The organism is Kribbella turkmenica (assembly GCF_004348725.1).
Lineage (GTDB): Bacteria > Actinomycetota > Actinomycetes > Propionibacteriales > Kribbellaceae > Kribbella > Kribbella turkmenica.
Map to the genome: position 1 here is coordinate 1 of NZ_SMKR01000119.1, position 24,244 is coordinate 24,244.

At 70.9% G+C, this 24,244-nt stretch carries 25 protein-coding genes; 8 read left to right on the forward strand and 17 right to left on the reverse strand.

What is annotated here, in order from left to right:
• Positions 1 to 109: 109 nt before the first annotated feature.
• The 4 genes from E1218_RS24435 to E1218_RS24450 form a co-directional block, all read right to left on the reverse strand.
• Complete coding sequence (locus tag E1218_RS24435; RefSeq protein WP_132324016.1) at positions 110 to 802, reverse strand: aminotransferase class IV; 693 nt, start codon at positions 800 to 802, stop codon at positions 110 to 112.
• Positions 799 to 2,175 carry an aminodeoxychorismate synthase component I gene (pabB, locus tag E1218_RS24440; RefSeq protein WP_132324018.1) on the reverse strand — a complete coding sequence of 459 codons (1,377 nt, stop codon included), beginning with the start codon at positions 2,173 to 2,175 and terminating at the stop codon, positions 799 to 801. Before pabB ends, E1218_RS24435 begins: the two co-directional genes overlap by 4 nt.
• Positions 2,176 to 2,231: 56 nt before the next feature.
• Positions 2,232 to 3,011, reverse strand: a complete 780-nt coding sequence (locus E1218_RS24445) for a class I SAM-dependent methyltransferase (protein WP_132324020.1) — start codon at positions 3,009 to 3,011, stop codon at positions 2,232 to 2,234.
• Positions 3,012 to 3,092: 81 nt separating this feature from the next.
• A complete protein-coding gene (locus tag E1218_RS24450) occupies positions 3,093 to 3,806 on the reverse strand; it encodes a metal-dependent transcriptional regulator (RefSeq protein WP_132324022.1) in 714 nt (237 codons plus the stop codon).
• A 417-nt stretch (positions 3,807 to 4,223) separates the two neighbouring features.
• Here E1218_RS24450 and E1218_RS24455 point away from each other — a divergent pair, with 417 nt between their 5' ends.
• The 3 genes from E1218_RS24455 to E1218_RS24465 are packed head-to-tail and all read left to right on the forward strand — an operon-like array spanning position 4,224 to position 6,543.
• Positions 4,224 to 4,616, forward strand: coding sequence for a GntR family transcriptional regulator (locus tag E1218_RS24455; RefSeq protein ID WP_132324024.1), 393 nt, complete (start codon positions 4,224 to 4,226; stop codon positions 4,614 to 4,616).
• Entirely contained in the window at positions 4,613 to 5,497 is an 885-nt protein-coding gene (locus E1218_RS24460) for an ABC transporter ATP-binding protein (RefSeq protein WP_132324026.1), read from the forward strand. Before E1218_RS24455 ends, E1218_RS24460 begins: the two co-directional genes overlap by 4 nt.
• On the forward strand, positions 5,494 to 6,543 hold the full coding sequence (locus tag E1218_RS24465; protein WP_132324028.1) for an ABC-2 transporter permease: 1,050 nt from the start codon (positions 5,494 to 5,496) through the stop codon (positions 6,541 to 6,543). The genes E1218_RS24460 and E1218_RS24465 overlap by 4 nt, the downstream gene beginning before the upstream one ends.
• On the opposite strand, the gene E1218_RS24470 is transcribed toward E1218_RS24465, so the two are convergent.
• From E1218_RS24470 to E1218_RS24495, 6 genes are all read right to left on the reverse strand, one after another.
• A complete protein-coding gene (locus E1218_RS24470; protein ID WP_132324030.1) occupies positions 6,509 to 7,750 on the reverse strand; it encodes an APC family permease in 1,242 nt (413 codons plus the stop codon). The two genes, E1218_RS24465 and E1218_RS24470, sit on opposite strands and share 35 nt — an antisense overlap.
• Positions 7,750 to 8,586 (reverse strand): class II fructose-bisphosphate aldolase, encoded by an 837-nt coding sequence (locus E1218_RS24475; protein ID WP_132324032.1) that lies wholly within the window; start codon positions 8,584 to 8,586, stop codon positions 7,750 to 7,752. Before E1218_RS24475 ends, E1218_RS24470 begins: the two co-directional genes overlap by 1 nt.
• An 11-nt stretch (positions 8,587 to 8,597) precedes the next feature.
• A complete protein-coding gene (locus E1218_RS24480) occupies positions 8,598 to 9,503 on the reverse strand; it encodes a 1-phosphofructokinase family hexose kinase (protein ID WP_132324034.1) in 906 nt (301 codons plus the stop codon).
• A gap of 7 nt (positions 9,504 to 9,510) precedes the next feature.
• Positions 9,511 to 10,641, reverse strand: a complete 1,131-nt coding sequence (nagA, locus tag E1218_RS24485) for an N-acetylglucosamine-6-phosphate deacetylase (protein WP_132324036.1) — start codon at positions 10,639 to 10,641, stop codon at positions 9,511 to 9,513.
• Positions 10,638 to 11,603 (reverse strand): ROK family protein, encoded by a 966-nt coding sequence (locus tag E1218_RS24490; protein WP_233712436.1) that lies wholly within the window; start codon positions 11,601 to 11,603, stop codon positions 10,638 to 10,640. The genes nagA and E1218_RS24490 overlap by 4 nt, the downstream gene beginning before the upstream one ends.
• Before the next feature lie 146 nt (positions 11,604 to 11,749).
• On the reverse strand, positions 11,750 to 12,376 hold the full coding sequence (locus E1218_RS24495; protein ID WP_132324038.1) for a TetR/AcrR family transcriptional regulator: 627 nt from the start codon (positions 12,374 to 12,376) through the stop codon (positions 11,750 to 11,752).
• A gap of 303 nt (positions 12,377 to 12,679) precedes the next feature.
• On the opposite strand from E1218_RS24495, the gene E1218_RS24500 reads away from it, so the two are divergent.
• The gene (locus E1218_RS24500) at positions 12,680 to 13,417 is read left to right on the forward strand and encodes a hotdog family protein (protein ID WP_132324040.1); all 738 of its coding nucleotides are present in this window, start codon (positions 12,680 to 12,682) and stop codon (positions 13,415 to 13,417) included.
• Here E1218_RS24500 and E1218_RS24505 read toward each other — a convergent pair.
• The 4 genes from E1218_RS24505 to E1218_RS24520 all read right to left on the reverse strand — a co-directional run bounded on the left by E1218_RS24505 (position 13,414) and on the right by E1218_RS24520 (position 16,305).
• Positions 13,414 to 14,028, reverse strand: coding sequence for a CGNR zinc finger domain-containing protein (locus E1218_RS24505; RefSeq protein ID WP_132324042.1), 615 nt, complete (start codon positions 14,026 to 14,028; stop codon positions 13,414 to 13,416). The two genes, E1218_RS24500 and E1218_RS24505, sit on opposite strands and share 4 nt — an antisense overlap.
• Positions 14,029 to 14,042: 14 nt before the next feature.
• Positions 14,043 to 15,014 (reverse strand): SPFH domain-containing protein, encoded by a 972-nt coding sequence (locus tag E1218_RS24510; protein ID WP_132324044.1) that lies wholly within the window; start codon positions 15,012 to 15,014, stop codon positions 14,043 to 14,045.
• Positions 15,014 to 15,304, reverse strand: coding sequence for a hypothetical protein (locus tag E1218_RS24515; protein WP_132324046.1), 291 nt, complete (start codon positions 15,302 to 15,304; stop codon positions 15,014 to 15,016). Before E1218_RS24515 ends, E1218_RS24510 begins: the two co-directional genes overlap by 1 nt.
• A 275-nt stretch (positions 15,305 to 15,579) precedes the next feature.
• Complete coding sequence (locus E1218_RS24520; protein ID WP_132324048.1) at positions 15,580 to 16,305, reverse strand: TetR/AcrR family transcriptional regulator; 726 nt, start codon at positions 16,303 to 16,305, stop codon at positions 15,580 to 15,582.
• A 109-nt stretch (positions 16,306 to 16,414) separates the two neighbouring features.
• Here E1218_RS24520 and E1218_RS24525 point away from each other — a divergent pair, with 109 nt between their 5' ends.
• Positions 16,415 to 18,601 (forward strand): MMPL family transporter, encoded by a 2,187-nt coding sequence (locus tag E1218_RS24525; RefSeq protein ID WP_132324050.1) that lies wholly within the window; start codon positions 16,415 to 16,417, stop codon positions 18,599 to 18,601.
• Here E1218_RS24525 and pdxH read toward each other — a convergent pair.
• Both pdxH and E1218_RS24535 read right to left on the reverse strand, forming a co-directional pair.
• Entirely contained in the window at positions 18,550 to 19,176 is a 627-nt protein-coding gene (pdxH, locus tag E1218_RS24530; RefSeq protein ID WP_132324052.1) for a pyridoxamine 5'-phosphate oxidase, read from the reverse strand. The two genes, E1218_RS24525 and pdxH, sit on opposite strands and share 52 nt — an antisense overlap.
• 118 nt (positions 19,177 to 19,294) lie before the next feature.
• Entirely contained in the window at positions 19,295 to 19,891 is a 597-nt protein-coding gene (locus E1218_RS24535) for a hypothetical protein (protein WP_132324054.1), read from the reverse strand.
• A 186-nt stretch (positions 19,892 to 20,077) separates the two neighbouring features.
• Between E1218_RS24535 and E1218_RS24540 the strand changes: the two genes are divergently transcribed.
• Positions 20,078 to 21,190: a citrate synthase 2 gene (locus tag E1218_RS24540; protein ID WP_132324056.1), complete on the forward strand. Its 1,113-nt coding sequence runs from the start codon at positions 20,078 to 20,080 to the stop codon at positions 21,188 to 21,190.
• On the opposite strand, the gene E1218_RS24545 is transcribed toward E1218_RS24540, so the two are convergent.
• Complete coding sequence (locus E1218_RS24545) at positions 21,187 to 21,981, reverse strand: AraC family transcriptional regulator (RefSeq protein ID WP_132324058.1); 795 nt, start codon at positions 21,979 to 21,981, stop codon at positions 21,187 to 21,189. The genes E1218_RS24540 and E1218_RS24545 overlap by 4 nt on opposite strands.
• A 103-nt stretch (positions 21,982 to 22,084) precedes the next feature.
• Here E1218_RS24545 and E1218_RS24550 point away from each other — a divergent pair, with 103 nt between their 5' ends.
• Together E1218_RS24550 and serC are read left to right on the forward strand one after the other, a co-directional pair.
• Entirely contained in the window at positions 22,085 to 22,918 is an 834-nt protein-coding gene (locus tag E1218_RS24550; RefSeq protein WP_132324060.1) for a phytanoyl-CoA dioxygenase family protein, read from the forward strand.
• A gap of 117 nt (positions 22,919 to 23,035) precedes the next feature.
• Positions 23,036 to 24,160, forward strand: a complete 1,125-nt coding sequence (gene serC, locus E1218_RS24555; protein ID WP_132324062.1) for a phosphoserine transaminase — start codon at positions 23,036 to 23,038, stop codon at positions 24,158 to 24,160.
• The last annotated feature ends 84 nt before the right edge of the window (positions 24,161 to 24,244 follow it).

Genomic DNA, 24,244 nt, shown 5'->3' on the forward strand with positions numbered 1-24,244 from the left:
GGCAGGAAGCGGAGCGGGCGCGCGGCGGGAAGCGGAGCGGGCGCGCGGCGGGAAGCGGAGCGGGCGCGCGGCGGGAAGCGGAGCGGGCGGGAACCGGGGGGCGCGGGTGTTAGACCGGCTGGGCGAGGGTGGTCAGGTGGTGCTGCCAGTCGGCGGAGCGGGAGTTGGGCAGCGGGTCGATGGCGGAGTCGGACCAGGCGTGCACCGGGCGGATGCCGTGCAGGGCGTTCACGAGCCAGACCTCGGTGGACTGCAGGTCGGCGGCGGTACGGGCGCGTTCGGCGGTCCCGACGCCCTGGGCGGCGGCGATCCGGCGCAGGAGCGCGGCCGTGACCGACGGCAGCAGCGGGCGGTCGGCGGGCGGGAAGCAGAGCGTGTCGTCCTCCCACCACGCGACCGCCGAGTACGCCGCCTCGAGGACGGTGCCGTCCTGGTCGAGCAGGAGGATCTCGTCGGCCCGGTGCGCCGCGGCTTCCTTCAGCTTCCCCAGCAGCTCCAGGTCCGGCCCCTTCACCCGCGGCGCGGTGCGTGGATCGGGGCCGTCGTGGACGACGACCCGGGCCCGGCCGCCGGCCGGCGGAGCGGGCCGGAGCTGGACCGCCAGCTCACCCGACGTCCGGAGCTCGAAGCGCGGGAACCAGCGGCCGAATCCGGGCAGGCGGCCCAGCTGCTCGGTCCAGAAGGCCGCAGCGTCGACGCCGGCCGCCGCGCACGACCCGACGAACCGTTCCCGGTGCAGCTCGACCCCCCGCGCTTTGCCGCCGTCCACCAGGAACGAGTCCGCCACCTGCAAACCGCTCATCTCCCCCACCCTTCGGCCGCGGCGTTCGCGCCCACGGCCGCCGTTGCCTTCAGCACCATTTCGTCGTACTCCGCGACCGGCTCCGAGTCGAGCACGATCGCCCCGCCCGCCCCGATCACCGTCTCCGACGGCGTCAGCACCGCCGTCCGGATGACCACGCTGAGATCGGCCCGGCCGTCCACGGTCAGGTAGCCGAGCACCCCCGAGTACACCCCGCGCGCGCTCCTCTCGAGCTGGTCGAGGATCTCCATCGTCCGGATCTTCGGCGCCCCCGTCATCGACCCCGGCGGGAAGCAGGCCCGGACGGCGTCGACCGCGGACACCCCGGACCGCAGCCGCCCGCGGACGGTGGTGACGAGCTGGTGGACGGTCCGGTAGCTCTCGACCTCCATCAACTGCGGCACGTGCACGGTGCCCGGCTCGCTCACCCGGCCGAGGTCGTTGCGGATCAGGTCGACGATCATCAGGTTCTCGGCCCGGGTCTTCTCGTCCTCGGCGAGCGACTTCGCCGCCAGCTGGTCCGCCGCCGGATCCGGGTCCCGCGGCGCGGTCCCCTTGATCGGCCGGCACTCCGCCCACCCGTCCGCGTCCACGGTCAGGAACCGTTCCGGCGACGAGCTGGCGACGGCGAGGTCGCCGTACCGGAGGAAAGCGGCGTACGGCGCCGGGTTGTGTGCGCGCTGCCAGAGGAAGAACTCGAACGGGTCGGGTACCGCCGGCAGCCGCACCCGGTTCGTCAGGCAGACCTCGTACGTCTCGCCCGCCTCCAGCGCCGCCATGCACTTGCCGATCCCGGCGAGGTACGCCGCCCGGTCCTGCTCCAGATGAGCTTCGAGATCGAGCCGCGCGATCGCCGGCACGTCGACCCCGGACATCGACCAGTGGGCCGCGATCCGCGCGGCCCGCTCCAGCCAGCCGTCGTCGACGGAATCCACGCTGACCAGGTGGCTGACGTCCCGGTCGTGGTCGATGACGACGAACCGGTTCGCCCAGATCCACAACGCGTCCGGCGTCGGCGACTCATGGGCCACGGCTCCGCCGGTCAACGCCTTGAGCTCGTAACCGAAGTACCCGACATACCCGCCGTTGAACACCCCGGTCAGCTCCGCGGGTACGCCGTCCAGCCGGGCTGCCCGGCCCGCGATCAGCTCCTGCACCTCGGCGAACACGTCGCCGTCGGCAACTTCGCGGACGACGACCTCGGCGTCCGCGCCGAGCGTCGTACCGAGCACCGAGACCCGGCGGGCCGCCCGGTCGGTCAGACTGCCGTCGAGCCAGAACGCAACGGGTTCACCGGCCAGCAGCTCGCGGTAGACCGTCTCACCGTCGAGCGCCCGGTCGACAGTCCGGACGAACCAGCGCAGCGCACTCACAGGCACACGGTACCGACCGCGAGCCTAGGTGCGTCTCCCGAGTCCGGGGCGGGCGATCAGGACGCGGTCACGGCCAGCTTGGTGCGCATCGCGGTGATGCGGCGGATCGGGATGGCGACCTGGAGGCCGTCCTTCGACTCCGCCCGGTCAGCGAGCCAGCCGGCCGCGGTGTCCCGGCGGACGTCCGGCGTTCCGGGGAGGTACAGCGCGTTGACCAGGCGCTGGGCGTCGTCGCGGGTGCGGATCAGGTACACGTACCGCTCGCGCTGGCTCTCCATCACGTCGAAGCCGGCGTGGTGCAGCTTGTCCTTGAGCTCGGTGATCTCACCGCCGGCCGGGAACTGCGGTGTCGATCGCAGGCGGGTGGTCAGTCCGCTGAGCGTCCGGATGTCACCCCGCCGGAGCGGCCGCACGGCCGGCACGATCGCGGCGAGTACGCCTCCTCGTCGCAGCACCCGGGCGGCCTCGGCCAGCACGGCGGGCAGCGGCTGTAGCACGGCCAGGCCCATCGAGCAGGTGACGACGTCGAAGACCTCGTTCGCGAACGGCAGGTGCAAGGCGTCCGCCTGGACCTTCGGGCCCGGGGCCCCGGCGAGCTGGGCTGGGTTGTTGTCGACGCCGACGACCCAGCGCCCGTACAGCTCCCGCGAGACCGGACCGTTGCCGCAGGCGAGATCCAGCACCCGCCTGGCCTCGCCGGACACCGCCCGCACCAGCCAGCGGTACGGCGTGTGGTCGCCTGCCACCGCGCGGGACAGCAGGGCTTCGGTGCTGCCCGGAGCCGCGGTGTGGAACTCCCGCAGGTAGTCCGGCCAGTCGATCTCGTTCTCAGGCATCGCGGAGAGAGGCTACCCCTTGCGCACTCGCTGTACAGCATCGAGCGCTGACTGTGCGCGGTCTTAATACAGCTTTGAACGTCAGACCCGGCTGACGAAGATGTGCCCGGCCGTCTCGTCGCTGATCACGCCGCCGGCCTCCCGGCTGCCGACCAGGACGCCCTCGGCGTCGAGGGTGGAGTCGACTTCGCGGCCCGGCAGCGCGCCGGCCTTGCGCAGCACCGCCATCGCGCCGTCGTCGGTCTGCACCGGCTCGGCGATCCGGCGCACCAGCACGCGGACGCTGTCGCCGGTGGCGCCGTCGAGCACCTTGTCCAGCGGCTCGACGCCGATCCGGAAGTCCTCGATCCCGCTCGCCTGGCTGTCCTTCTGCAACTCCTCCAGGCCCGGGATCGGGTTGCCGTACGGCGACTCGGTCGGGTTGTCCAGGATCTTCAGCAGCCGCAGCTCGACCGCGTCGCTCATCACGTGCTCCCAGCGGCAGGCCTCCGCGTGCACGTCCTCCCACTCCAGGCCGATCACGTCGACCAGCAGCCGCTCGGCCAGCCGGTGCTTGCGCATCACCCGGATCGCCTGCTTCCGGCCGACCTCGGTGAGCTCGAGGTGGCGGTCGCCCTCGACCGTGACGAGCCCGTCGCGCTCCATCCGCGCCACCGTCTGGCTGACCGTCGGACCGGACTGGTGCAGCCGCTCGGCGATCCGCGCGCGCAGCGGCAGGATGCCCTCTTCTTCCAGCTCGTAGACGGTCCGCAGGTACATCTCGGTGGTATCGATCAGCTCGCTCACGAAAGCCATTCTCGCCTATGGAGGCAAGCCTCACCGAATCGGCGACCACGAGCGGGTAGGGACGCGGATACCGAATGAGATCGCGATGACGTGGTTCCGGCGCGGCGACACCCAGCACTTCTGGACGCGGGCGCCGCCGGCGGCCGGGTCACCGGCCCGTTCGTGCCGGACCCCTTGCTCTGGGCCCGTTCCGGGGACCGGCGGCGCGACCGGAAGTTGAAGCCTCATTGAACTGTTCCCCCGGCGCGACCGGATCGGGGTCCGCGATCGCGCCCCGACTGGTGCTCGACCAGCAAGGCCGGCGATCCAGGGCTGCACGCACAACCGCGCGCGGACGGCGGTCGCGTCGGCTGACCATGTGATCCCTTGACGCGATCCGGACCCATACCTCTATAGTGCTAGTTACCTAGATGATTGGGGTTATCGATGATCGAGTTCCATCTGGACGGCCGGTCGGGGGTCTCGCCGTACCAGCAGATCGTCCAGCAGGTCCGGAACGCGCTGCGGCTCGGCCTGCTGCGGGAGGGGGACCAGTTGCCGACCGTCAAGGACGTGGTCGCGACACTGGCGATCAATCCCAACACCGTGCTGAAGGCCTACCGCGAACTCGAGCACGAAGGCCTCGTCCAGGCCAGGCCGGGCCGCGGCACGTTCGTCACCCGCACCCTCACCGACAACACCCTCGCCGCCCACGGCCCACTCCGCCAGGATCTGCGCCGCTGGCTCACCAAGGCCCGCAAGGCGGGCCTCGACGACGAAAGCATCGAGGCGCTCTTCCTGACAACTTTTCGGACCGCCGCTCAGGAGGACATAGCATGACCGCCGTCCTGCAGGCTCAGGGGCTGGGGAAGAGGTACGGCCGTCGGTGGGCGTTGACCGACTGCGAGCTGGAGGTTCCGGCCGGGCGCGTGGTCGGGCTGGTCGGGCCGAACGGGGCCGGCAAGAGCACGTTGCTGAATCTGGCGGTCGGGATGATCACGCCGACCACCGGGACCGTCGAGGTTCTCGGCACGCCGGCCGGCGCCCAGCAGGCGAAGGTCGGATACGTCGCGCAGGACACGCCGACGTACAGCCGGCTGAGCGTGGCCGACCACCTGAAACTCGGCGCCCGGCTGAACCCCGCCTGGGACGACTCCGTCGCCCGGCAACGGATCGAGAACCTCGGCTTCGACCCCCGGCAGCGCGCCGGCAGGCTGTCCGGCGGTCAGCGGGCGCAGCTCGCCCTGACCCTCGGGCTGGCCAAACGCCCTGAAGTGCTGCTGCTCGACGAACCCGTCGCCGCCCTCGACCCGCTGGCCCGGCGTGAGTTCCTGCAGGACCTGATGGAGGCCGTCGCCGAGCACGAGTTGAGCGTCGTCCTGTCCTCGCACCTGGTCTCCGACGTCGAGCGGGCCTGTGACTACCTGATCGTCCTGGTCGATTCCCGGGTCCAGGTGAACGGCGAGATCGACACCCTGCTGGCGACCCACTTCCGGCTGACCGGACCGCGCAAGGACGCCAAGGACCTGCCCCGCGACCAGCACGTGGTGACCGAGAGCCACACGGACCGGCAGTCGACGTTCCTGATCCGGACCGACCGGCCGATCCTCGACCCGGCCTGGACCGTCAGTCAGCTCACCCTCGAGGATCTGGTGCTGGCCTACATGGGCCGCACCGCACCGGCACAGCCCGAACGCCCGCTGCTGGAGGTACGACGATGATCTGGCTGACCTGGCGGCAGTTCCGCGTCCAGTTCCTGGTGGTCGCGACGGTCGTCGCCGCCGCGATCGTCGTCCTCGCCGTCACCGGGCCGGGTCTGGCGGACGACTACCGGCGGCTGACGACCGGATTCATCCGCAGTCTCGCCTTCGAGCGCCTCAACCCGAACCTCTACTACATCGGCCAGGCCCTGTTGTACGCCGTCCCGCCGGTGATCGGGGCGTTCTGGGGCGCACCGCTGATCGCCCGTGAGCTGGAGACCGGGACGCACCGGCTCGTGTGGAGCCAGAGCATCGGCCGGCGCCGGTGGCTCGCGACCAAGGTCGGCGTCGCCGGCCTGGGCACGATCGTGGTCACCGGCCTGCTCAGCCTCGCGGTCACCTGGTGGTCGAGCCCGATCGACGACGCGATCAACGCCGGCCAGAGCTCGAACACCTACCTGCCCCGGATGTTCCCACCGGTCTTCGCCGCCCGCGGCCTGGTCCCGATCGGGTACGCCGCCTTCGCGTTCGCCCTCGGGGTCGCGGTCGGTCTCGTCGTCCGGCGTACCCTGGTCGCCCTCGCGGTCACACTGGCCGTGGTGATCCTGGTGCAGATCCTGACGCCGACGCTCGTCCGGCCACACCTGCTCGAACCGACCGACCGGAACATCGTCGCCTCGGCAGAGAACATCCGTGGCTTCCTGCTCGACGGGTCGGGCCCCGATCCGCAGGTGAAGCAGATCGAGGTCGCGACCGGCGCCGTCGGTGCCTGGAAGCTGTCCGACGAGACCGTCGACAAGTCCGGTAACGCGCTGAGTGTGCTGCCCGCGTGGATGATCGACTGCGAACCGGGTCCGCCACCGGGCACGGCCCGGGAGACCACTCCCAACCCGAAGCGGGACGTGTGCTTCCAGCGGCTGGCCGACGAGGGATACCGGCAGCACGTCCGGTACTTCACCGCGGACACCTTCTGGTCACTGCAGTGGCGCGAGTTCGGGGTGTTCATGCTGCTGGCGCTCGGCCTGACCGGGTTCAGCTTCTGGCGGATCCGGCGCGACCTCTCCTGAGCCTCCGGACCAGCAGAGCCGCCGCGAGCAGGGCTGCCGCGACCACCGCGGAGGTCCACGGCAGGGTGACCGCGAGTACGACGCACCCGGCCAGGCCGATCACGTTGACGGCACGCGGCCAGCGACGCTGGTCGGCTGGCTGGGTGAACGCGGACGCGTTCGCGATCGCGTAGTACAGCAGGACGCCGAACGACGAGAAGCCGATCACCCCGCGGAGATCGGTCGTGAGCACCAGGACGCCGACGACCACGGCGAGCGCGATCTCGGCGTGGTGCGGCACCTGGAACCGCGGGTGAACGGCGGCCAGCCAGGCGGGCAGGTCCTGGTTGCGGGCCATCGCCAACGACGTCCGCCCGACGCCGGCGATCAGCGCCAGCAGTGCGCCCAGGCTGGCGAGGGCCGCGCCGGCCCGGACGACGGGCTCGGCCCAGGCCGCGCCGACCGCCTCGGCCAGTGGCGCGGTCGTCGTCGCCGGGTCGAGCACCCGCAGGAGCGCGACGCCGATCAGCAAGTAGACGCCAATGGCAACAAGCAGGGCGATGGTGACCGCGCGGGGGATCGTTCGGGCCGGATCGCGCACCTCCTCGCCCATGGTGGCGATCCGCGCGTAGCCGGCGAACGCGAAGAACAACAACCCGGCCGCCTGCAGCACGCCGTAGACCGACGTGTCGGTGAGCGGGGCGACGTCGCGACCTGAGTCACCCGTGACGAGCAGGACCAGCACGAGGGCGAGCACGACCAAGGTGCACGCCACCAGGATCCTGGTCAGCCGGGCGGTCCTGGTCACGCCGCGATAGTTGACCGCGGCGAGACCGGCCACGGCCAGCACGGCGACCAGCCTCCGGAGCCATCCGCCGCCCGGCACCACATAGGTCGCGAACGTCAACGCCATCGCCGCACACGACGCCGTCTTCCCGATGACGAAGCACCACCCCGCGGCGAATCCCCACCACTCCCCCAGCCGCTCCCGGCCGTACACGTACGTTCCACCGGACACCGGGTAGACGGCCGCCAACTGCGCCGACGAGGCAGCGTTGCAGTAGGCAACAATCGCCGCGACCACCAACCCGATCAGCAGGCCCGAGCCGGCCGCCTGAGCCGCCGGCGTCCAGACCGCGAACACCCCCGCACCCACCATCGAGCCCAGCCCGATCACCACCGCGTCGCCGACCCCGAGCCGCCGCGCCAGACCTGGCCGGTCGGACATCAGACAGCCTTGAGGACGCTCAGCAGGCGGGCGACCTCGGCGGCTACCGCGTCGCGGGCCGGGCCGAGGTACTTGCGGGTGTCGACCAGGGACGGGCTGTCGGCGAGGGTCCGGCGGACCGACTCGGTGAAGACGTTGTTGAGATGGGTGGCGATGTTGACCTTGGTCATGCCCGCCTCGACCGCCCGGGTGAGATCGCGGTCGGCCACTCCGGAGGACCCGTGCAGCACGAGCGGTACGGCGACGGCCGCACGAAGCTCGGTGATCAGGCCGAAATCGAGGGTCGCGGTCCGTTCGGTCATGGCGTGCGACGAGCCGACGGCCACCGCGAGCGCGTCGACACCGGTGGCCTCGGCGAACGCCACCGCCTCGGCGGGCCTGGTCCGGGCACCGGGCGCGTGGACGCCGTCCTTGCCGCCGACCTCGCCGATCTCGGCCTCGACGAACACCCCGTGGTCGTGGCAGAACCTCGTCACCTCGGTGGTGGCCGCGACGTTGTCGGCGTACTCGAGCTTGGAGGCGTCGTACATGACCGAGGTGAAGCCGAGGGAGACGGCCTCGGTGACCAGGTCACGGTCCATCGCGTGGTCGAGGTGGACGACGACCGGGACGGACGCGGCGGCCGCGGCGGCGAGAGTGGCGACACCGATCGGCTTGAGCGCGCCGTGGTACTTCACCGCGTTCTCGCTGATCTGCAGGATGACCGGCGCGCCGGTCTGCTCGGCACCGGCGATCAGCGCGGTCGCGTGCTCCAGCTGGATCACGTTGAACGCACCGATCCCGCGACCGGCCTTGGCGGCGGCCGGCACGACCTCGGCTCCGGAAACCAGCGGCATGACAGCTCCTTCTACTTGACGGCAACCAGCGGTTGCCAGCGCCGGTACGCGCCCAGATCGATGTCCCCGGCCACCGGTGTGAGTACGGCGGCGGCGGACGCGGCCACGGCGGACTTCAGCACGGCGGACCAGTCCGGGGCCGGTGACTCCGCGACCGCGGCGGCGACGACCGCAGTACACGCGTCGCCCGCGCCGGTGGGGTTCCCGGACACCGTTTCCACCGGGAGCGCACGCCGGACCACCTTGTTGTCGGCAGCAACCATCCCGTGGGATCCGTCGGTGATCACGGCCGCGGTGGCGCCGAGCTCGACCAGCTGCCGGGCACCGTCCTCGACCGAGACGTCACCGAGCGCGTCCCGCAGCTCGGCCGCGTTGGACCGCACCACCGCACCCGCTCTCGCCGCCGCGGTGAGCGCGTCACCACCCGCGTCGATCACGGTCAGGACGTCGTGGTGCCGGGCCCGGACCGCGAGCTCGGCGTACGCGTCGGCCGGCAGTCCCGGCGGCAGGCTCCCCGAGCAGGCCAGCACCCCGAGCCGTCCCCACGGCATCCGGTCGAGGAACGCGCGCCATTCGTCGGTCGTCACCGACGGCCCGGCCTCGTTGAAGATGGTCGCGTCCCCGTCCGTACCGTTGACGATGGCAACAGTACGGCGGGTCTCGCCGGCGATCGGTGTCAGCAGAGCGGTCAGTCCAGCGTCGAAGAGCTCCGCGGCGACGAGCTCACCGGTGACCCCGCCGACGAAGCCGAGCACGAGCACCTGGTGGCCGAGCGCCGCGGCGACCCGGGCGACGTTCACGCCTTTGCCGCCGGCCCGCTGCCGGACCGCGCCGACGCGGTGACTGCCGCCGACGACGAGTTCGTCCACCTTGTAGGTGACGTCCAGCGCGAGGTTGAGGGTGACGGTTCCGATCATGGTCCGGTCAGTCCAGCCACGACCCGGCCCGCATCACCTTCTGGACGGCGTACTCCTCGTCCAGGAGGACCAGGTCGGCCCGCTTGCCGGTCTCGATCGCGCCGACGTCGTACCAGCCGAAGGTCTGGGCCGGCGTGGTCGACGCCATCCGGGACGCGTCCACCAGCGAGACGCCGGCCTTGACCGCGTTCGCGTAGGCGACGTCCATCGTCAGGGTGCTGCCGGCGATCGAGTGGGCGCCGTGCGCGAGCGTCACCAGCCCGTCCTTGACGTCGACCTCGAGGCCGCCGAGCTGGTAGCGGCCCTCTGGCATTCCGGTGGCCTCCATCGCGTCGGTGATCAGCGCGATCCGGTTCACCCCGGCGGCCGCGAGCGCGACCCGGACGACCTGCGGGTCCAGGTGCAGCCCGTCGTTGATCACTTCGAGCAGCAGCCGTTCGTCGTTGATCGCCGCCCCGACCGGACCGGGGTCGCGGTGGTGGAACGGCCGCATCCCGTTGAACAGGTGGGTCGCCACGGTCGCCCCGGCGTCGGCACCGGCGACCATCTGCTCGTACGTCGCGTCGGTGTGCCCGAGCGCGGCCACCGCGCCGGCGTCGACGACCTGCCGGATCGCGTCCAGCCCGTTCTCGAGCTCCGGCGCGATCGTCACCATCCGGACGACCTCGCTCAGCACCTTCGCCACGTCGTCGGTGACCGGCGGACGCAGCAGCGTCGGCTCGTGCGCACCGCACCGCGCCTCGGACAGGAACGGCCCTTCCAGGTGTACGCCGGCGACCACGCCGTCGGCGACGAGGTCCGCGAGGCACGCGGTCTGCGAGACCAGGTCGTCGAGCGGCGACGTCACCAGGCTGGCCAGCGTGGTCGTCGTCCCGTGCCTGGCGTGGAAGGCCGCGACCTTGCGCGCCTCCTCCGGGTCGGTCGTCGAGTACGTCGACCCGCCGCCGCCGTGGGTGTGGATGTCGACAAAACCCGGGACGACCGTGGCGTCGCCCAGGTCCTCCGGCCGCTTGCCGTCGGCCGGCATCCCCTCGGACCGGCGGCCGAAGGCGAGGATGTCCTCGTCGACCACCTGGATCCAGGCGTTCTCCAGCACGTCGTCCGGCGTGACGAGCCGGCCCACCCGATAGGTCGTCATGTGGTGTCCTCACTCACGTCGGCGGCGACCCGGTCCCAGGCCATCAGTGCCGCGCCGAGGCAGCCGGCCTCCTCGCCCAGAACGGCGGCGACGATCTCCGGCTCGCGCTGGAACGTCAGCCGGGCGTGGATGCCGTCGCGGAGCGGCTGCAGCAGCGTCTCGCCCGCCCCCACCAGTCCACCACCGATCGCGATCCGCGTGGGCGCGACCAGGGTGGTGTAGAGGACGAGTGCGTCGACGAGGACCCTGAGCGCGTCGTCCCAGACCTGGGCCGCGTCCGGGTCGCCGGCGGCGAGCAGTTCCAGCACCTCGCGGGCACCGTCCACGGTCCGTCCGGTGCGGGCGCCGTACCTGCGGGCGAGGGCGGCGGCGGAGGCGACCGTCTCGAGGCAGCCCCACTGGCCGCAGGCGCACTGCTCGGCGGCGTCGCCGTGGACGAACCGGGTGTGGCCGAGCTCACCGGCGTACCCGTCGCCGCTGACCAGCGAGCCGTCGACCACCATCGCCGCGGCGATGCCGGTGCCGAGCGGGAGGAACATCGAGTTCGTGGTGCCGGCCAGGGCACCATGGCGGAGCTCGGCGTACCCGCCGGCGCGGACGTCGTGGGCCAGCACGACCGGCACCTCCTCGCCGACCGCGGCGGTCAGCGCGGCCAGCACCGGCGTGCCGACCCAGGCCAGGTTCTCGGCGCTGACGGTGCCGGTCGCCGCGTCGATGACGCCGGGGACGACGACGCCGATCGCGCGCACCCGGTGACCGTCGGCGGTCGCCTTCTGACCGAGCTCGACGACCGTTTCCACCAGCGCGTCGAGAATGGCGCGGCCCCCGCCGCGGGCATCCGTAACAGCCCGGGGAGTCGGCCTGGTCTCGCGGTGCAGCACGGCACCGTCGGCGGCGACCAGGCCACACTTCATCCGGGTTCCACCGAGATCGACGGCGACCACGACTTCACAGGGCTCCACGGAGCGCCATTATGCAGCGTTACCGGGCAGTCTGAACATCCGTGAGCAGTTCATGGACAGGGTTCCACCAGACCAACGACGGCGCTGGTCCGGTTGCGTCCGAAGATCCGCGGGCAGGGCGCCGCGGGTGATCGGCCGCCACCGGGTCAGGCCCGCAGCCCCCGGTCGAAGGCCGCCACCAGGAAGGCGACCAGGTTCTCGGCCAGTTTGCCGGAGTTCTCCGCATCCTCCAGTCCCGGTGCGCGCGACAACGCCTGTGACTGGTGCAGGGCGAGCAGGCCGAGCATGTTCACGTACCCGAACGCGACCGCCTCCGGGGTCGCGTGCGGCAGCGCGGCCTGGAGCGCGGACAGGTACCGCGCCTCGATCGGATCGGACTCGGCCGCGTACAACTCGCGGATCCGCTGGCTCGGATCGAACGCGATCCGGCCGATGAACCGGGCCACCACCGCACCGCGCTCACCGTGGCGCAGGACCAGGTCCAGCCCGGGCTCCACGAAGGCCCGGATCAGTTGCTCCGGATTGGGCTGACCGTTGGCCTCCAACTGGTCGAGCCGGCGCCTGCGCTCGGTGTTCACCGGCGCCATCGCCCGTGCCACCGCCGCCCGCAGCAGCGCTTCCTTCGAGCCGAAGTGATAGTTGACCGCCGCGATGTTCGCGGCCGCCGCGACCGTGATGGCCCGCAGCGAGGTTCCTTCGTAACCCCCCTCTCCGAATCGTTGCTCTGCGACGTTGAGCAACCTCTCCCGGGTCGATTCGACCGGCGTTTCCACAGAGTTCTCCTTCCCCCCGGCCACTGCTCGCTCAGGCACCCCACCTGCTCACTCGCCGTAGCCTGCAGTCAGCATAGTTCAAACGGTCGTTTGAACAGGAGTACTCAGCTCAGTTATCTCCGAGAATTCCTCAGATTCCTCTGAAACTCCTTCATTCCCATCGGGATCGCTACTCACACCTGTGTCATTCAGTTCGTTGCCGCGGTCTCCTTGTCTCGGGCTTGGGACTCTCCCGGCCCGGCTTTCCGGCTACTTTCTGTGGCACTGCGAAACACCGACGGTGAACGGCTAGGGTCGAGGTCCATGAACGACCGGGAGACGGTATGGATCGCCAGACGGTTCCAGGGACCGGAGCGATCCGGGAACGGCGGGTACGTCGCCGGCCGCGTGGGAACCGCACTGGCGAGCGCACTCGACGGCGGCCTGGTGCCACAGGTGACCCTGCGGACGCCTCCGCCGCTCGAGCGGGACCTGGACCTCGTCGCCGGTCCCGAGGGCGCCCGGCTGCTCGCGGGGGAGTCCTTGGTCGCGACCGCCGTACCGGTCGCCGCTGACTTCCTCGGCGACGCGGCCGTCGACCCGGTGCTGCCGGAAGAAGCCCGGGCGACGGAAGCGTCGTACCGGGGGCTGACGAAGCATCCGTTCCCGAGGTGCTTCGTGTGTGGGCCGGCGAACGGGGGCGGTCTGCAGCTGAGGCCCGGACCACTCGGTGACGGACGAACGGCGTGCACCTGGACACCGGCCGCCGACCTCGCGACCGGCGGCGACGGGTTGGTGGACGCGGTGTTCCTGTGGGCGGCGCTCGACTGCCCGGGCGGATGGGCGATCGACCTCGAGGGCCGGCCGTCGGTCCTCGGCCGGCTCACGGCCTGCATCGACGCGCGGCCGCAGGTGGGCGAGGCCTGTGTGGTCGTCGGCCGCTATGTCGGCGAGGACGGCCGGAAGACGTTCACCGCGAGCACCCTGTACGACGCCGACGGCCGGGTGCTCGCCCGCGCCCGGCACACCTGGATCGCCGTCGATCCGGCGATGTTCAACTAACGAGCCCGGGCCGCGTGCGCGCGGACCTTCGCCCGGTTGCCGCAGGTCGCCATCGAGCACCAGCGGCGGCGGCCACGCGGATCCAGGAACAGCCAGCCGCACGACTCGCCCGGGCAGAGCCGGACGTGCGCCCTCGACGGCCCGGTCAGCAGGTCACCCGCGAGCAAGGACACGTGGTCGAGCGGCTGAGCCAGGTCCTCCGGCAGCTCCCAGGACGCCGCCCCGTCGTCGGCCGGCACGAGCTGCCGCCGCCCGGACGCCTTCTCGATCACCCGGGCCACGGACTCGAACGAACCACCGCCGGCCCGGCCGGTCAGCACGCCGTACAGCTCGGCCCGGAACTCCAGGGCCGCGGTCAGCCGGCGGGCCGCCTCGGTCGGCTTGCCGCTGGCCTGCTCGATCAGCCGGAACACGGTCGCCGGCGGCAGCAGGCCGGTGTACGAGCTCCAGATCAGGAAAGCCTCGTACGACGTCAGCCACTCGGTCCGGGCCGGGCCGGGGGCGGTCCAGTCGGACCGGGTGTTGACGAAGTCGAGCACCGGGTCCGCCCCGACCGGCTTGGGCAGGACGACGCCCTGCACGAGCTCGAGGTGGGACGGCAACGCGGACACGGTGCTCCAAGAGTTCAGCGGCTCGGCGAGGTGGTGGTCTGGCCCGTGGTCGGCACCGGGATGCTGACGTTGCCGTTCTGCGGGATGACCATGAACTGGATCTTGCCCGATTCGATCGCCGACTTCAGCAGGTAGCCCTGCGCCCCGAGCATCGCCACCTGCTGCTTGACCGACTGCAGCTCGACGTCTACCTGCTGGTTCTTCTGCTCCTGGGTCGCCTTGGCCAGCTCGGCGCGCTGCTTGGCCTCCAGGCCGTCGATGATGCCTTTGTCCAGCGGCGTCGGCTTCTGGATCGTGAACGAGAGCTCGCCGCACGCGTTGCTGCCGGTGTACGACGGCCCGCAGAAGTAGTCGCCGCCGACCGCGGCCGGCAGCAGCCGGGTGAACTCCTGGGACGCGGCGGTCTGGAAGGCCGCCTTCTTCGACTCGTTGTTGTAGAGCTCGGCCCAGGTGAAGTTGGTCGCGACCGCGGCCAGGGCCCGGTCGATCTGCGGCCGGAAGTAGCTCTGCAGCATGCCGTTCCAGCCGCTGTCCTCGTACGCGTCGGTCTTCAGGCCGATCCGCTCGTGGAAGGACCGCAGCGTCTCCTCGGTGCGGTTCAGGGTGAAGTAGACCTGCACCCGGACACCGAGCCGGACGTTGTCCTTGCTGACCACGGTGACCTCGTCGCCGCCGTCGGTGTCCGCGCCGGCGCCGCCGATGATGTACGAGCGCTGGTCGGTCGGGTAGCTGTAGACGGTGTCGCCCGGGCCGATCAGCTTGTTCGTGGAACCCGGCGGGATGATCGACTTGAACTTCTTGTCCTCGACCACGCCCCCGCCGTAGTGCAGGCCGATCTTGTTCGCGTCGGTGTCGGCGAAGTTGAAGATGTTGAACAGCGCGATGATCACGATCACCGCCAGGATCAGGCCGCCGATCACCTTGGCCTTCACGCTGCCACTCCCCTTGGGCCTGATCGCCGCGGCGGCGTTCCCCAGCTTTGCCATCAGTCGTCGAGCTCCTTGCGTTCTACCAGTCGCCGGACGTCGGCGAGCGTCAGGTCGGCGGTGACCGCGACGTCCCGCGGCACCGACGGATGCGAGCTGAGCGTACGCAAACCCTGCTCGGCAGCCGCGACCGCCCGCTCCAGCGCTCTGGCCTCGTGCAGCAGCGCCCGGTTCTCCGCGTGCAGCTCGGCCAGCGCCCGTTCTGCCTGGGCGGCCCGGCGGTACGACGCCCACGCGAACCACGCGGTTCCGATCAGCAGGATCAGCGGAATCAGGCCGAATCTGAGCATGGCCCGATTGTCGTTCATCCCTGGGCGAAATCTGGTTGAACGGGGGATCGGCGGACAGTAGGTTCGCAGTACACGCGAAGGGAGGTGGTCCAAAGCATGAATTGCCATAGGACTCGTGAGGTGGCGGCGGGCTGACCGCCAACCACTGAGAAGTGGGACAAGTGGTCGGCCAGTACCACGCCGCCACCGGGCCCGCGGGCAGCCAGGTCAGTCCGCCTGGCCCAGAGTTCGACCGCCCGGTCGTGTTCTGGAAGCGTCCGCGGGCTTCTTTCCGTTCAGGAACAGGTCTGCCCGGGGGCCGGGCAGTCCAGCCCGAGGGCCTCGCCGATCTCGAACAGCTGGGCCTCGAAGTACGCGCCGGCGTCCTCCAGCGCCCAGTGCAGCTGGCCGAACACCTCCATGCAGATCAGGCCGTACAGCCGGGTCCAGTAGTTCAGCGCCAGGTAGATCGCGCCGGGCGGCATCCCGTCGAAGTACGGCGCCTTGCGCGCCAGCTGAGCCACCAGCACCGGGCCGAGGTCCTCGTCGGAGGGGTGCGGGAACGGCTTGGCGTGCCAGACCTGCGCGACCAGCGCCTTGAACACCGCCGCGAACCGCATGGCCGCCTGGTGCCCGGGGGTGTCCTCGTGGCCCTCGGCGTCCGGGTCGGGGATCGCCGTGCCGAACAGCAGCCCGAACTCGGCCGGGTGGGCCAGCGCCCAGTCACGCAGGCCGTTCGCGAGCAGGTAGAGCCGTGCCCCCAGGTCCGGGTCGGCGTCGTGGTCCTGCAACGCCATCAGCGCCGCGGTCAGCTCGTCGTACAGGTCGGCGATCAGCGCGGTGACGAGCGCCTCGTGGCTCGGGAAGTACCGGTACAGCGCGGGCGGCGTTAGGCCGAGCTCGCGGGCGACGGCGCGCAGGCCGACCGCGCCGACGCCGCCGCTGACCAGCAGGCGGCGCGCGACCGCCTTGATCTCGGCCAGCGTTTCGGCCCGCTGACGGTCCCGGCGGCTCGGTTCCACAGTTCTCCCTTGACAGGCGTGCGCGGTCGCTGTTTAGAGTTAACACCGTTAACAGTTAACGCTGTTCACTCGCTCGTCATCCGCCTCAATCTACGCCCTGGGGAATTTCGTGTTCGAGACGCTCGGCCGGTTCACGTACCGGCGCCGCCGCCTGGTGCTCGCCCTGACCGGGATCTTCGTCGCCGTCGGCCTCACCTGGGGCACCGGCGTGTTCGGCTCGCTGGCGAACGGCGGCTTCGACGCGCCGGACACCGAGGCGGCCGACGCGGTCGCGACCATCGAACGGACCGTCGGCCGGACCGGCACCGACGTGATCCTGCTGTACCGGTCCGACGCGACGGTCACGGATCCCGCCTTCCGCCGGTCCGTCGAGAGCCATCTGTCGAGCCTGCCGGCCGCGGACGTGACCAGCGCGCAGACGTATTGGACCACCCGCTCTCCCGCCTTCGTGTCCAACGACCGGCACAGCACGTACGCCGCCCTGACGCTGGCCGGCGCGGACGAGGAGGCCCGGCTGGCGACGTTCCACGAGATCGCCGACCGGCTGCGGGCGGCGCCCGCGGGCCTGGACGTGCGGATCGGCGGCGCGGTCGCGATCTTCGAGGAGGTCAACACCCAGACCGAGCGTGACATCGTCCGGGCGGAGACGATCTCGATGCCGATCGTGCTCGTGCTGCTGGTGATCGTCTTCGGCGGCCTGGTCGCCGCCGGCCTGCCGCTGTTCGTCGGCGCGCTGGCGATCCTGGGCGCGTTCGTGCTGCTCCGCGGGCTGTCCGCGGTGACCGACGTGTCGATCTTCTCGATCAACATCGTCACCATGATCGGGCTCGGGCTGGCGATCGACTACGCGCTGTTCATCGTCACCCGGTTCCGCGAGGAACTTGCCAAGGGCAACGATGTCGAGCCGGCGCTGACGGCCACGATGGCGACGGCCGGCCGGACGGTCGCGTTCTCCGGGATCACCGTCGGGGTGGCGATCAGCAGTCTGGTGCTGTTCCCGGTCATGTTCCTGCGCTCGATGGCCTACGGCGGTGCGGCCGCGGTGGCGGTCGCGATGCTGGCGGCCCTGACGGCACTGCCGGCGCTGCTCGCCGTCCTCGGGCACCGGGTGAACAGTCTGCGGATCTTCAAGCCGCGCAGGGCCGCCGCCGAGCACGGCGCCTGGTACCGGCTCGCGCACAGCGTGATGAAACGGCCGGTGCGGTACGTGGTGGTGCTCGTTCCGCTGCTGCTGGTGCTCGGCGTCCCCTTCCTGCAAGCGCAGTTGGGCGGGGTGGACCATCGGGCGCTGCCGTCCGGCGCGACGTCCCGGACGGTGACGGAGACGCTGCAGCAGGACTTCGCCGGTGCGGGTGGGTCGGACATCCTCGTGGCGGTGCGGTTCTCGTCGCCGCCCGCGGATCCGACGGCCGCGTTGTCCGGGTACGTCGGCGCACTGGAGCAGATCGGCGACGTGGACGGTGTGCGGCTCGGCGGCTACTCGGACGGCGTCGCCTCGGTGGCCGTGCACACGCACCTCACCGGGCAGGAGTTGCCCGCGCGCGACGTCGTCCACGAGGTCCGGGCGGTGCCGCCGCCGGCCGGGACGACGGTCGCGGTCGGGGGTGAGACGGCGTCCGTGATCGACCTGCTCGACGTGCTGGCGCAGCGGGCACCGTGGATGGCCGGATTCATCGTGGTGGTCACCTTCGTGCTGCTGTTCGTTGCCTTCGGCTCGTTCGTGCTGCCGGCCAAGGCCCTGGTGATGAACGTGCTCTCGCTGTCGGCCGCGTTCGGTGCGATGGTGTGGATCTTCCAGGACGGCAACCTGTCGGGACTCCTCGACTTCACACCGGCCGGCTACCTCGACGCGACCAACCCGGTGCTGCTGTTCGCCGTCCTGTTTGGGCTGTCGATGGACTACGAGGTGTTCCTGCTCAGCCGGATCCGGGAGGAGTACGACCGGACCGGCGACAACACCCAGGCGGTCGCGCTCGGGCTGCAGCGGACCGGCGGGATCATCACCAGCGCGGCGTTGCTGCTGATCGTCGTGGTGGCCGCGTTCTCGACCTCGGGCATCGTGTTCGTGAAGATGATCGGGGTCGGGCTGGTGATCGCGATCGCCCTGGACGCCACGATCGTCCGCGCGCTGCTGGTGCCCGCGACGATGCGGCTGCTCGGCCGGGCCAACTGGTGGGCTCCGGCCCCGCTGGTGCGGTGGTGGGAGCGCTTCGGGTTCCGGGAGACGTCCGAACCGCAGGGCTCTCAGGGCTGGAGCCGGGACAGCTCCCAGGAGTCCGAGCTCGCCCGGCGGTAGGCCAGGCGGTCGTGGAGCCGGCCGACGCGGCCCTGCCAGAACTCGACCGTCTGCGGGTACACGAGGTAGCCGCCCCAGAAGTACGGCGTGAAGATCTCGGTGCCCTCCGGCCACTGGCGCTCGTACGACGCGTACTGCAGGTCGAGCTCCTCCCGGGAGTCGACCGGCCGGCTCTGCTGCGAAGCCCAGGCGCCCAGCCGGGACTCCCTGGGCCGGCTGGCGAAGTAGGCGTCCACTTCTTCGGTGGGGAGCTTGCTGACGGTGCCCTCGACGCGGACCTGGCGCTCCATCGCGTGCCAGGGGAACACGAGGGCGCAGTGCGGATTGGCGGCGAGGTCGTCGGCCTTGCGGGACTGCTGGTTGGTGTAGAAGACGAACCCGCGGCTGTCCAGACCCTTGAGCAGGACGGTCCGTGCGGACGGGCGGCCGTCACCGTCCGCGGTGGCGAGCACCATCGCGTTCGGCTCGCTCAGGCCGGCTTCGGTCGCCTGCCCGAGCCAGACCCTGAACTGGACGATCGGGTCCGGGTCGACCTGACTCTCGAGCAGCTCACCGATTCCATAGATACGCCGCATCTCTGCAAGGTCCACACTCCGAGCCTACTGAGTCGGACCCGCTCGGGTGGAGTCGAGCTGGAACCCACCGGCGGCCGAACGTGGCCCTAAGCAACTTCTCGGGCGGCCTGCCGGGAGGCTACCGCGGCGGTTGCTGTCCGCCGGGCGGTTGCTCGCGGTAGTCCTGTGGTTGCTGTTGGCCTGGGTAGCCGCCGTACTGCGGCTGCTGTTGCCGGCCGGAGTAGCCGCCCCACTGCTGTTGCTGCGGGAAGGTTTGGCCCTGCGTCCGGCCGGTCAGCGTCCGGTAAACCTTGGCATCCGAGGCCCAGCGTCGTGCACCGACCAGCAGGAGGACGAGCCCGAGGAACAGCAACGACCCGTCGAACAGCATGTACGACGGTGGGAACCGCGAACCCGGCACCCTGAAGGCCTTGCTCAGGTCGAACACCTGGCGCAACGGCAGCACCAGGAAGGCCAGTCCGGCCAGAGTCATCAGGCCGCCCGTCCCGACCATCACGCCGGACCCGATGGCCGGGATCGACATCAGGACTCCCAGCACGAGGGCGACGGCCACCAGCAGCGCCAGCCACGGCATGCTTCGGCCGAGATCGCTCTCGAGCCGCACCGCCCGCGCCGTGGCGAGCCGCGTGCTGGCGTACGAGCCGCCGACGATCGCGGCGTACCCGACGATGACCCCGAGAACGAGTCCGAGGCCGGGGACAGGCTTGGCAGGCATGTCCTCGACGATATCCCGCTACCCGGTCAACGCCGTGCCGTCGCGGCGGCCACCGCGACGACGACGTGCCGGGCGCGTCACAGATCTGTCCGGGGGTCGCCGCCGAGAACTATGCTGCCTGGGGCGCCCAGCAGTGCGCCGGCCGCTGGCGGGCGGGTGCGCTGACCACGAGGACGAGGGAGTCGCATGTCAGATCCGAGGACCGAGGTGCAGCACGGCCTGGAGGGCGTGGTCGCGTTCGACACGCAGATCGCCGAGCCGGACAAGGAAGGTTCGGCGTTGCGCTATCGCGGCGTGGACATCGAGGACCTGGTCGGCCGGGTGCCGTTCGAGAACGTCTGGGGCCTGCTGGTCGACGGTGCCTTCACCCCGGGTCTGCCGCCGGCCGAGCCGTTCCCGCTGCCGGTCCACACCGGCGACGTGCGGGTCGACGTACAGTCCGCGCTGGCCATGCTCGCACCCGCCTGGGGGCTGCGGCCGCTCTACGACATCGACGACGTCCAGGCCCGCGAGGACCTCTCCCGCGCCGCCGTGATGGCGCTGTCGTACGTCGCCCAGGCCGCTCGTGGCATCGGGCAACCGATGGTGCCGCAACGCGAGGTGGACAAGGCGAAGACGATCACCGAGCGGTTCATGATCCGCTGGCGCGGCGAACCGGACCCGAAGCACGTGAAGGCCGTCGACGCCTACTGGACGTCGGCCGCCGAGCACGGCATGAACGCGTCCACCTTCACCGCCCGGGTGATCGCCTCGACCGGCGCCGACGTCGCCGCCGCCCTGTCCGGTGCGGTCGGCGCGATGTCCGGCCCGCTGCACGGCGGAGCGCCCGCACGCGTGCTGACGATGATCGAAGGGGTGGAGCGCAGCGGCGACGCGCGTGCCTACGTCAAGGGCCTGCTCGACGCCGGCGACCGGCTGATGGGCTTCGGCCACCGCGTCTACCGCGCGGAGGACCCGCGCGCCCGGGTTCTTCGCCGTACGGCGCGCGAGCTCGACGCCCCGCGCTACGAGGTCGCCGAGGCCCTCGAACAGGCTGCTCTCACCGAGCTCCGCGAACGCCGCCCCGACCGCGTGCTGGAGACGAACGTCGAGTTCTGGGCCGCCATCGTCCTCGACTTCGCCGAGGTCCCGCCGCCGATGTTCACCTCCATGTTCACCTGCGCCCGCACGGCCGGCTGGAGCGCCCACGTCCTCGAACAGAAGCGCACCGGCCGCCTGATCCGCCCCTCCGCGATCTACTCCGGGCCGTCCACCCGCCCCGCCACCTCGGTGGAGGGCTGGAACCCCGACTGGACCTAAGGTCGCGTCCTGGGCCGGTCGTCGCTCGGCGACCGCCCGGTGCGTTGTTTGTACTGGCGGCTGAAGTACGGCACATCGGTGTAGCCGAGGGTGCCGGCGACCTGGGTGACGGTCATGCCGCCTTCGGCGAGCAGCTGGTGGGCGCGGTCGATCCTCGACTGGATGAGGTACTGCGCCGGTGACATGCCCAGCAGGGCGACGAAACGGCGGGTGAACTGGGCCCTGGACAAGGCGGCTCGGTGGGCCATCTCGGTGACCGTCCAGTCGTAGCTGGGGTCCTGGCGGATCTGACGGGCCACGTCGTCGACGACGCCGTCCGTCGTACTGCGGCCGGGGTTGTGCACGGCGTCCCAGATCATCGCGAGCAGCTGCTCCAGGCAGAGTTCGGCCTGCCGTCGGCCGAGCGGATCCCGTCGCCGGTACGACGCGTCGCAGGTCCGCGCGAGCATGCCGAGCAGCTCGCGGTCCAGCACCTCACCCCAACGCGGCTCCGGCACGACGGCCGCTGCTCCGACGTCGAAATGCATGCCGAAGACCAGCAGCCGCCGACGGGGATCGTGCCCGGCGGTCGGAGCGTCGCCCGGCGCGAACACCGCGCAGATCCCCGGGTGAAGCTCGCGCTCGGCGCCGTCGAGCTCCAGACGTCCGCGCCCGTCCAGCACGCACCACAACAGGTGATCCTGTAGCGGTCGCGAGACCCACGACCAGCCGGCCTCGCAGCGCCAGAACGTCGGCGGCGACAGCAGCGTGATCCGGAGCGGCTCACCACTCCCCAGTCCGCGGTGCGTCAAAAAGTCAACTCCCTGCGTGGTTCGTCCGTCGCCGTTCCACCGTTGCAAACCGGACACTAGCGGAGACGCCGAGGTTCGGTACAGGATGCTTGCGGAGGAACGGATGAGCGTTTCGTTCAAGGAGCGGTACGACGCTGACGGGTTCGTCCTGGTGCGTGGACTGTTCAGTCCGGACGAGTGCGAGCGGCTGCGGGAGCACTACATGGTGCTGCGTCAGCGTGGGTCGTACTCAGGTGACGACTCCGGTATCGAGGCCGGCGCCCGTGACCCGCTGAAGCGGTACCCGCGGATGACGCACGTGCACCGGTGGGACGAGACAACGCTGCAGTGGCTCATCGACCAGCGCCTGGACAAGGTGATGACCGAGATTCTCGGCACGTCGCCGTACGCCGTTCAGACGATGATCTTCTTCAAGCCGCCGGGCTCGCGGGGGCAGGCGCTGCACCAGGACAACTTCTACCTGAAAGCCGAGCCCGGGACCTGTCTCGCGGCCTGGATGGCGCTCGACCCGGTCGACGAGGCCAACGGCGGTCTGCAGGTGGTGCCCGGGAGCCATCGCTGGCCGATCCTGTGCACGGAGAAGGCCGACACCACGATCAGCTACACCGACGTGACCGTCCCGCTCCCCGCCCCGGACGCCGCCGTACTCGTGGAGATGGAGCCGGGCGACGTGCTGTTCTTCCACGGCGCGCTCGTCCACGGCAGCGCACCGAACGTGACCCCGGACCGCTTCCGGCGAGCCCTGATCGGCCACTACATCCAGGGCGAGGCCGACAAGGTTGCCCAGTACTACCACCCGGTCCTGCGGATGGACGGCAGCACGGTCGACCTGGCCGTTGCCGAAGGCGGCGGTCCCTGCGGGGTCTGGACCGAGACGCCGGACGGCCCGCTCGCGGTCCTGACCGGCACTCACACGGTCACCCGCAAGCACGAGTAGGCCTCCGCCACGGTGGGTGGTGAGACCCGGGCGTGGGTGTTGGGTGCGGTGTGGGAGGATGGGGGCGCTGACAGCGTCGTCGGCTCAGTGCATGCCAGACGACGAAGGGAACCGCTGGTGACCAGCGACATTCAGATTCCTGCAGAGCTCAAGCCCGCCGACGGCCGCTTCGGAGCCGGTCCGTCCAAGGTGCGCCCGGAAGCCGTCGCCGCGCTCGCCACCGAAGGCGCCAGGCTGCTCGGTACGTCGCACCGCCAGGCGCCGGTCAAGAACCTCGTGGCGCGGGTGCAGCAGGGTGTGGCCGACCTGTTCCAGCTGCCCGCGGGCTACCAGGTGGTTCTCGGCAACGGTGGGTCGACCGCCTTCTGGGACGTCGCGACGTTCGGGCTGATCCGGGAGAAGAGCCAGCACCTGAGCTTCGGTGAGTTCTCCTCGAAGTTCGCCAAGGCCTCGCAGCTCGCGCCGCACCTGGGCGAGCCGAGCATCGTCAAGTCCGACCCGGGCACCCGGCCGACCGCGGTCGCCGAGGCGGGCGTCGACCTGTACGCCTGGCCGCACAACGAGACGTCGACCGGTGTGATGGCGCCGGTCAAGCGGGTCGAGGGGGCCGACGACGGTGCGCTGGTCGCGATCGACGCCACCTCGGGCGCCGGCGGGCTGCCGGTCGACATCAACGAGGTCGACGTTTACTACTTCGCGCCGCAGAAGTGCTTCGCCTCCGACGGCGGCCTGTGGATCGCCGTGATGAGCCCGGCCGCGCTGGCGCGCGTCGAGGAGATCTCCGCGAGCGGCCGGTGGATCCCGGCGTTCCTCGACCTGGCCACCGCGGTCGACAACTCGGGCAAGCACCAGACGTACAACACGCCGTCGCTCGCCACGCTGTTCTTGATGGCGGAGCAGACCGACTGGATCAACAACCAGGGCGGTCTGGAGTGGAGCGTCGCACGGACGATCGACTCGAGCACCCGGCTGTACACGTGGGCCGAGAAGTCGGAGTACGCCACGCCCTACGTCGAGGACCCGGACGCGCGCTCGCTGGTGGTCGGGACGATCGACCTGCACGACTCGATCGACGCCGCCGCGGTCGCGAAGACGCTGCGGGCCAACGGGATCGTCGACACCGAGCCGTACCGCAAGCTGGGCCGCAACCAGCTCCGGGTGGCGATGTTCCCGGCCGTCGAGCCCGACGACGTGGAGAAGCTCACCCAGGCCATCGACTACGTGGTCGAACGCCAGCAGTAGCCACCGTTCGCAGCACGGATCAGCCGCCGGCCCACGTCCCGGGTCGGCGGCTGATTCACGTCCGGGCGCGGGGTGGTGTCGGGC

Excerpts from the sequence above, each read along its gene's own strand:
- E1218_RS24435 (WP_132324016.1), bottom strand. The coding sequence starts at position 802 with ATGAGCGGTTTGCAGGTGGCGGACTCGTTCCTGGTGGACGGCGGCAAA.
- E1218_RS24445 (WP_132324020.1), bottom strand. The coding sequence starts at position 3,011 with ATGCCTGAGAACGAGATCGACTGGCCGGACTACCTGCGGGAGTTCCAC.
- E1218_RS24450 (WP_132324022.1), bottom strand. The coding sequence starts at position 3,806 with ATGGCTTTCGTGAGCGAGCTGATCGATACCACCGAGATGTACCTGCGG.
- E1218_RS24455 (WP_132324024.1), top strand. The coding sequence starts at position 4,224 with ATGATCGAGTTCCATCTGGACGGCCGGTCGGGGGTCTCGCCGTACCAG.
- E1218_RS24460 (WP_132324026.1), top strand. The coding sequence starts at position 4,613 with ATGACCGCCGTCCTGCAGGCTCAGGGGCTGGGGAAGAGGTACGGCCGT.
- E1218_RS24465 (WP_132324028.1), top strand. The coding sequence starts at position 5,494 with ATGATCTGGCTGACCTGGCGGCAGTTCCGCGTCCAGTTCCTGGTGGTC.
- E1218_RS24470 (WP_132324030.1), bottom strand. The coding sequence starts at position 7,750 with ATGTCCGACCGGCCAGGTCTGGCGCGGCGGCTCGGGGTCGGCGACGCG.
- E1218_RS24475 (WP_132324032.1), bottom strand. The coding sequence starts at position 8,586 with ATGCCGCTGGTTTCCGGAGCCGAGGTCGTGCCGGCCGCCGCCAAGGCC.
- E1218_RS24480 (WP_132324034.1), bottom strand. The coding sequence starts at position 9,503 with ATGATCGGAACCGTCACCCTCAACCTCGCGCTGGACGTCACCTACAAG.
- nagA (WP_132324036.1), bottom strand. The coding sequence starts at position 10,641 with ATGACGACCTATCGGGTGGGCCGGCTCGTCACGCCGGACGACGTGCTG.
- E1218_RS24500 (WP_132324040.1), top strand. The coding sequence starts at position 12,680 with ATGAACGACCGGGAGACGGTATGGATCGCCAGACGGTTCCAGGGACCG.
- E1218_RS24510 (WP_132324044.1), bottom strand. The coding sequence starts at position 15,014 with ATGGCAAAGCTGGGGAACGCCGCCGCGGCGATCAGGCCCAAGGGGAGT.
- E1218_RS24515 (WP_132324046.1), bottom strand. The coding sequence starts at position 15,304 with ATGCTCAGATTCGGCCTGATTCCGCTGATCCTGCTGATCGGAACCGCG.
- pdxH (WP_132324052.1), bottom strand. The coding sequence starts at position 19,176 with ATGCGGCGTATCTATGGAATCGGTGAGCTGCTCGAGAGTCAGGTCGAC.
- E1218_RS24535 (WP_132324054.1), bottom strand. The coding sequence starts at position 19,891 with ATGCCTGCCAAGCCTGTCCCCGGCCTCGGACTCGTTCTCGGGGTCATC.
- E1218_RS24540 (WP_132324056.1), top strand. The coding sequence starts at position 20,078 with ATGTCAGATCCGAGGACCGAGGTGCAGCACGGCCTGGAGGGCGTGGTC.
- E1218_RS24550 (WP_132324060.1), top strand. The coding sequence starts at position 22,085 with ATGAGCGTTTCGTTCAAGGAGCGGTACGACGCTGACGGGTTCGTCCTG.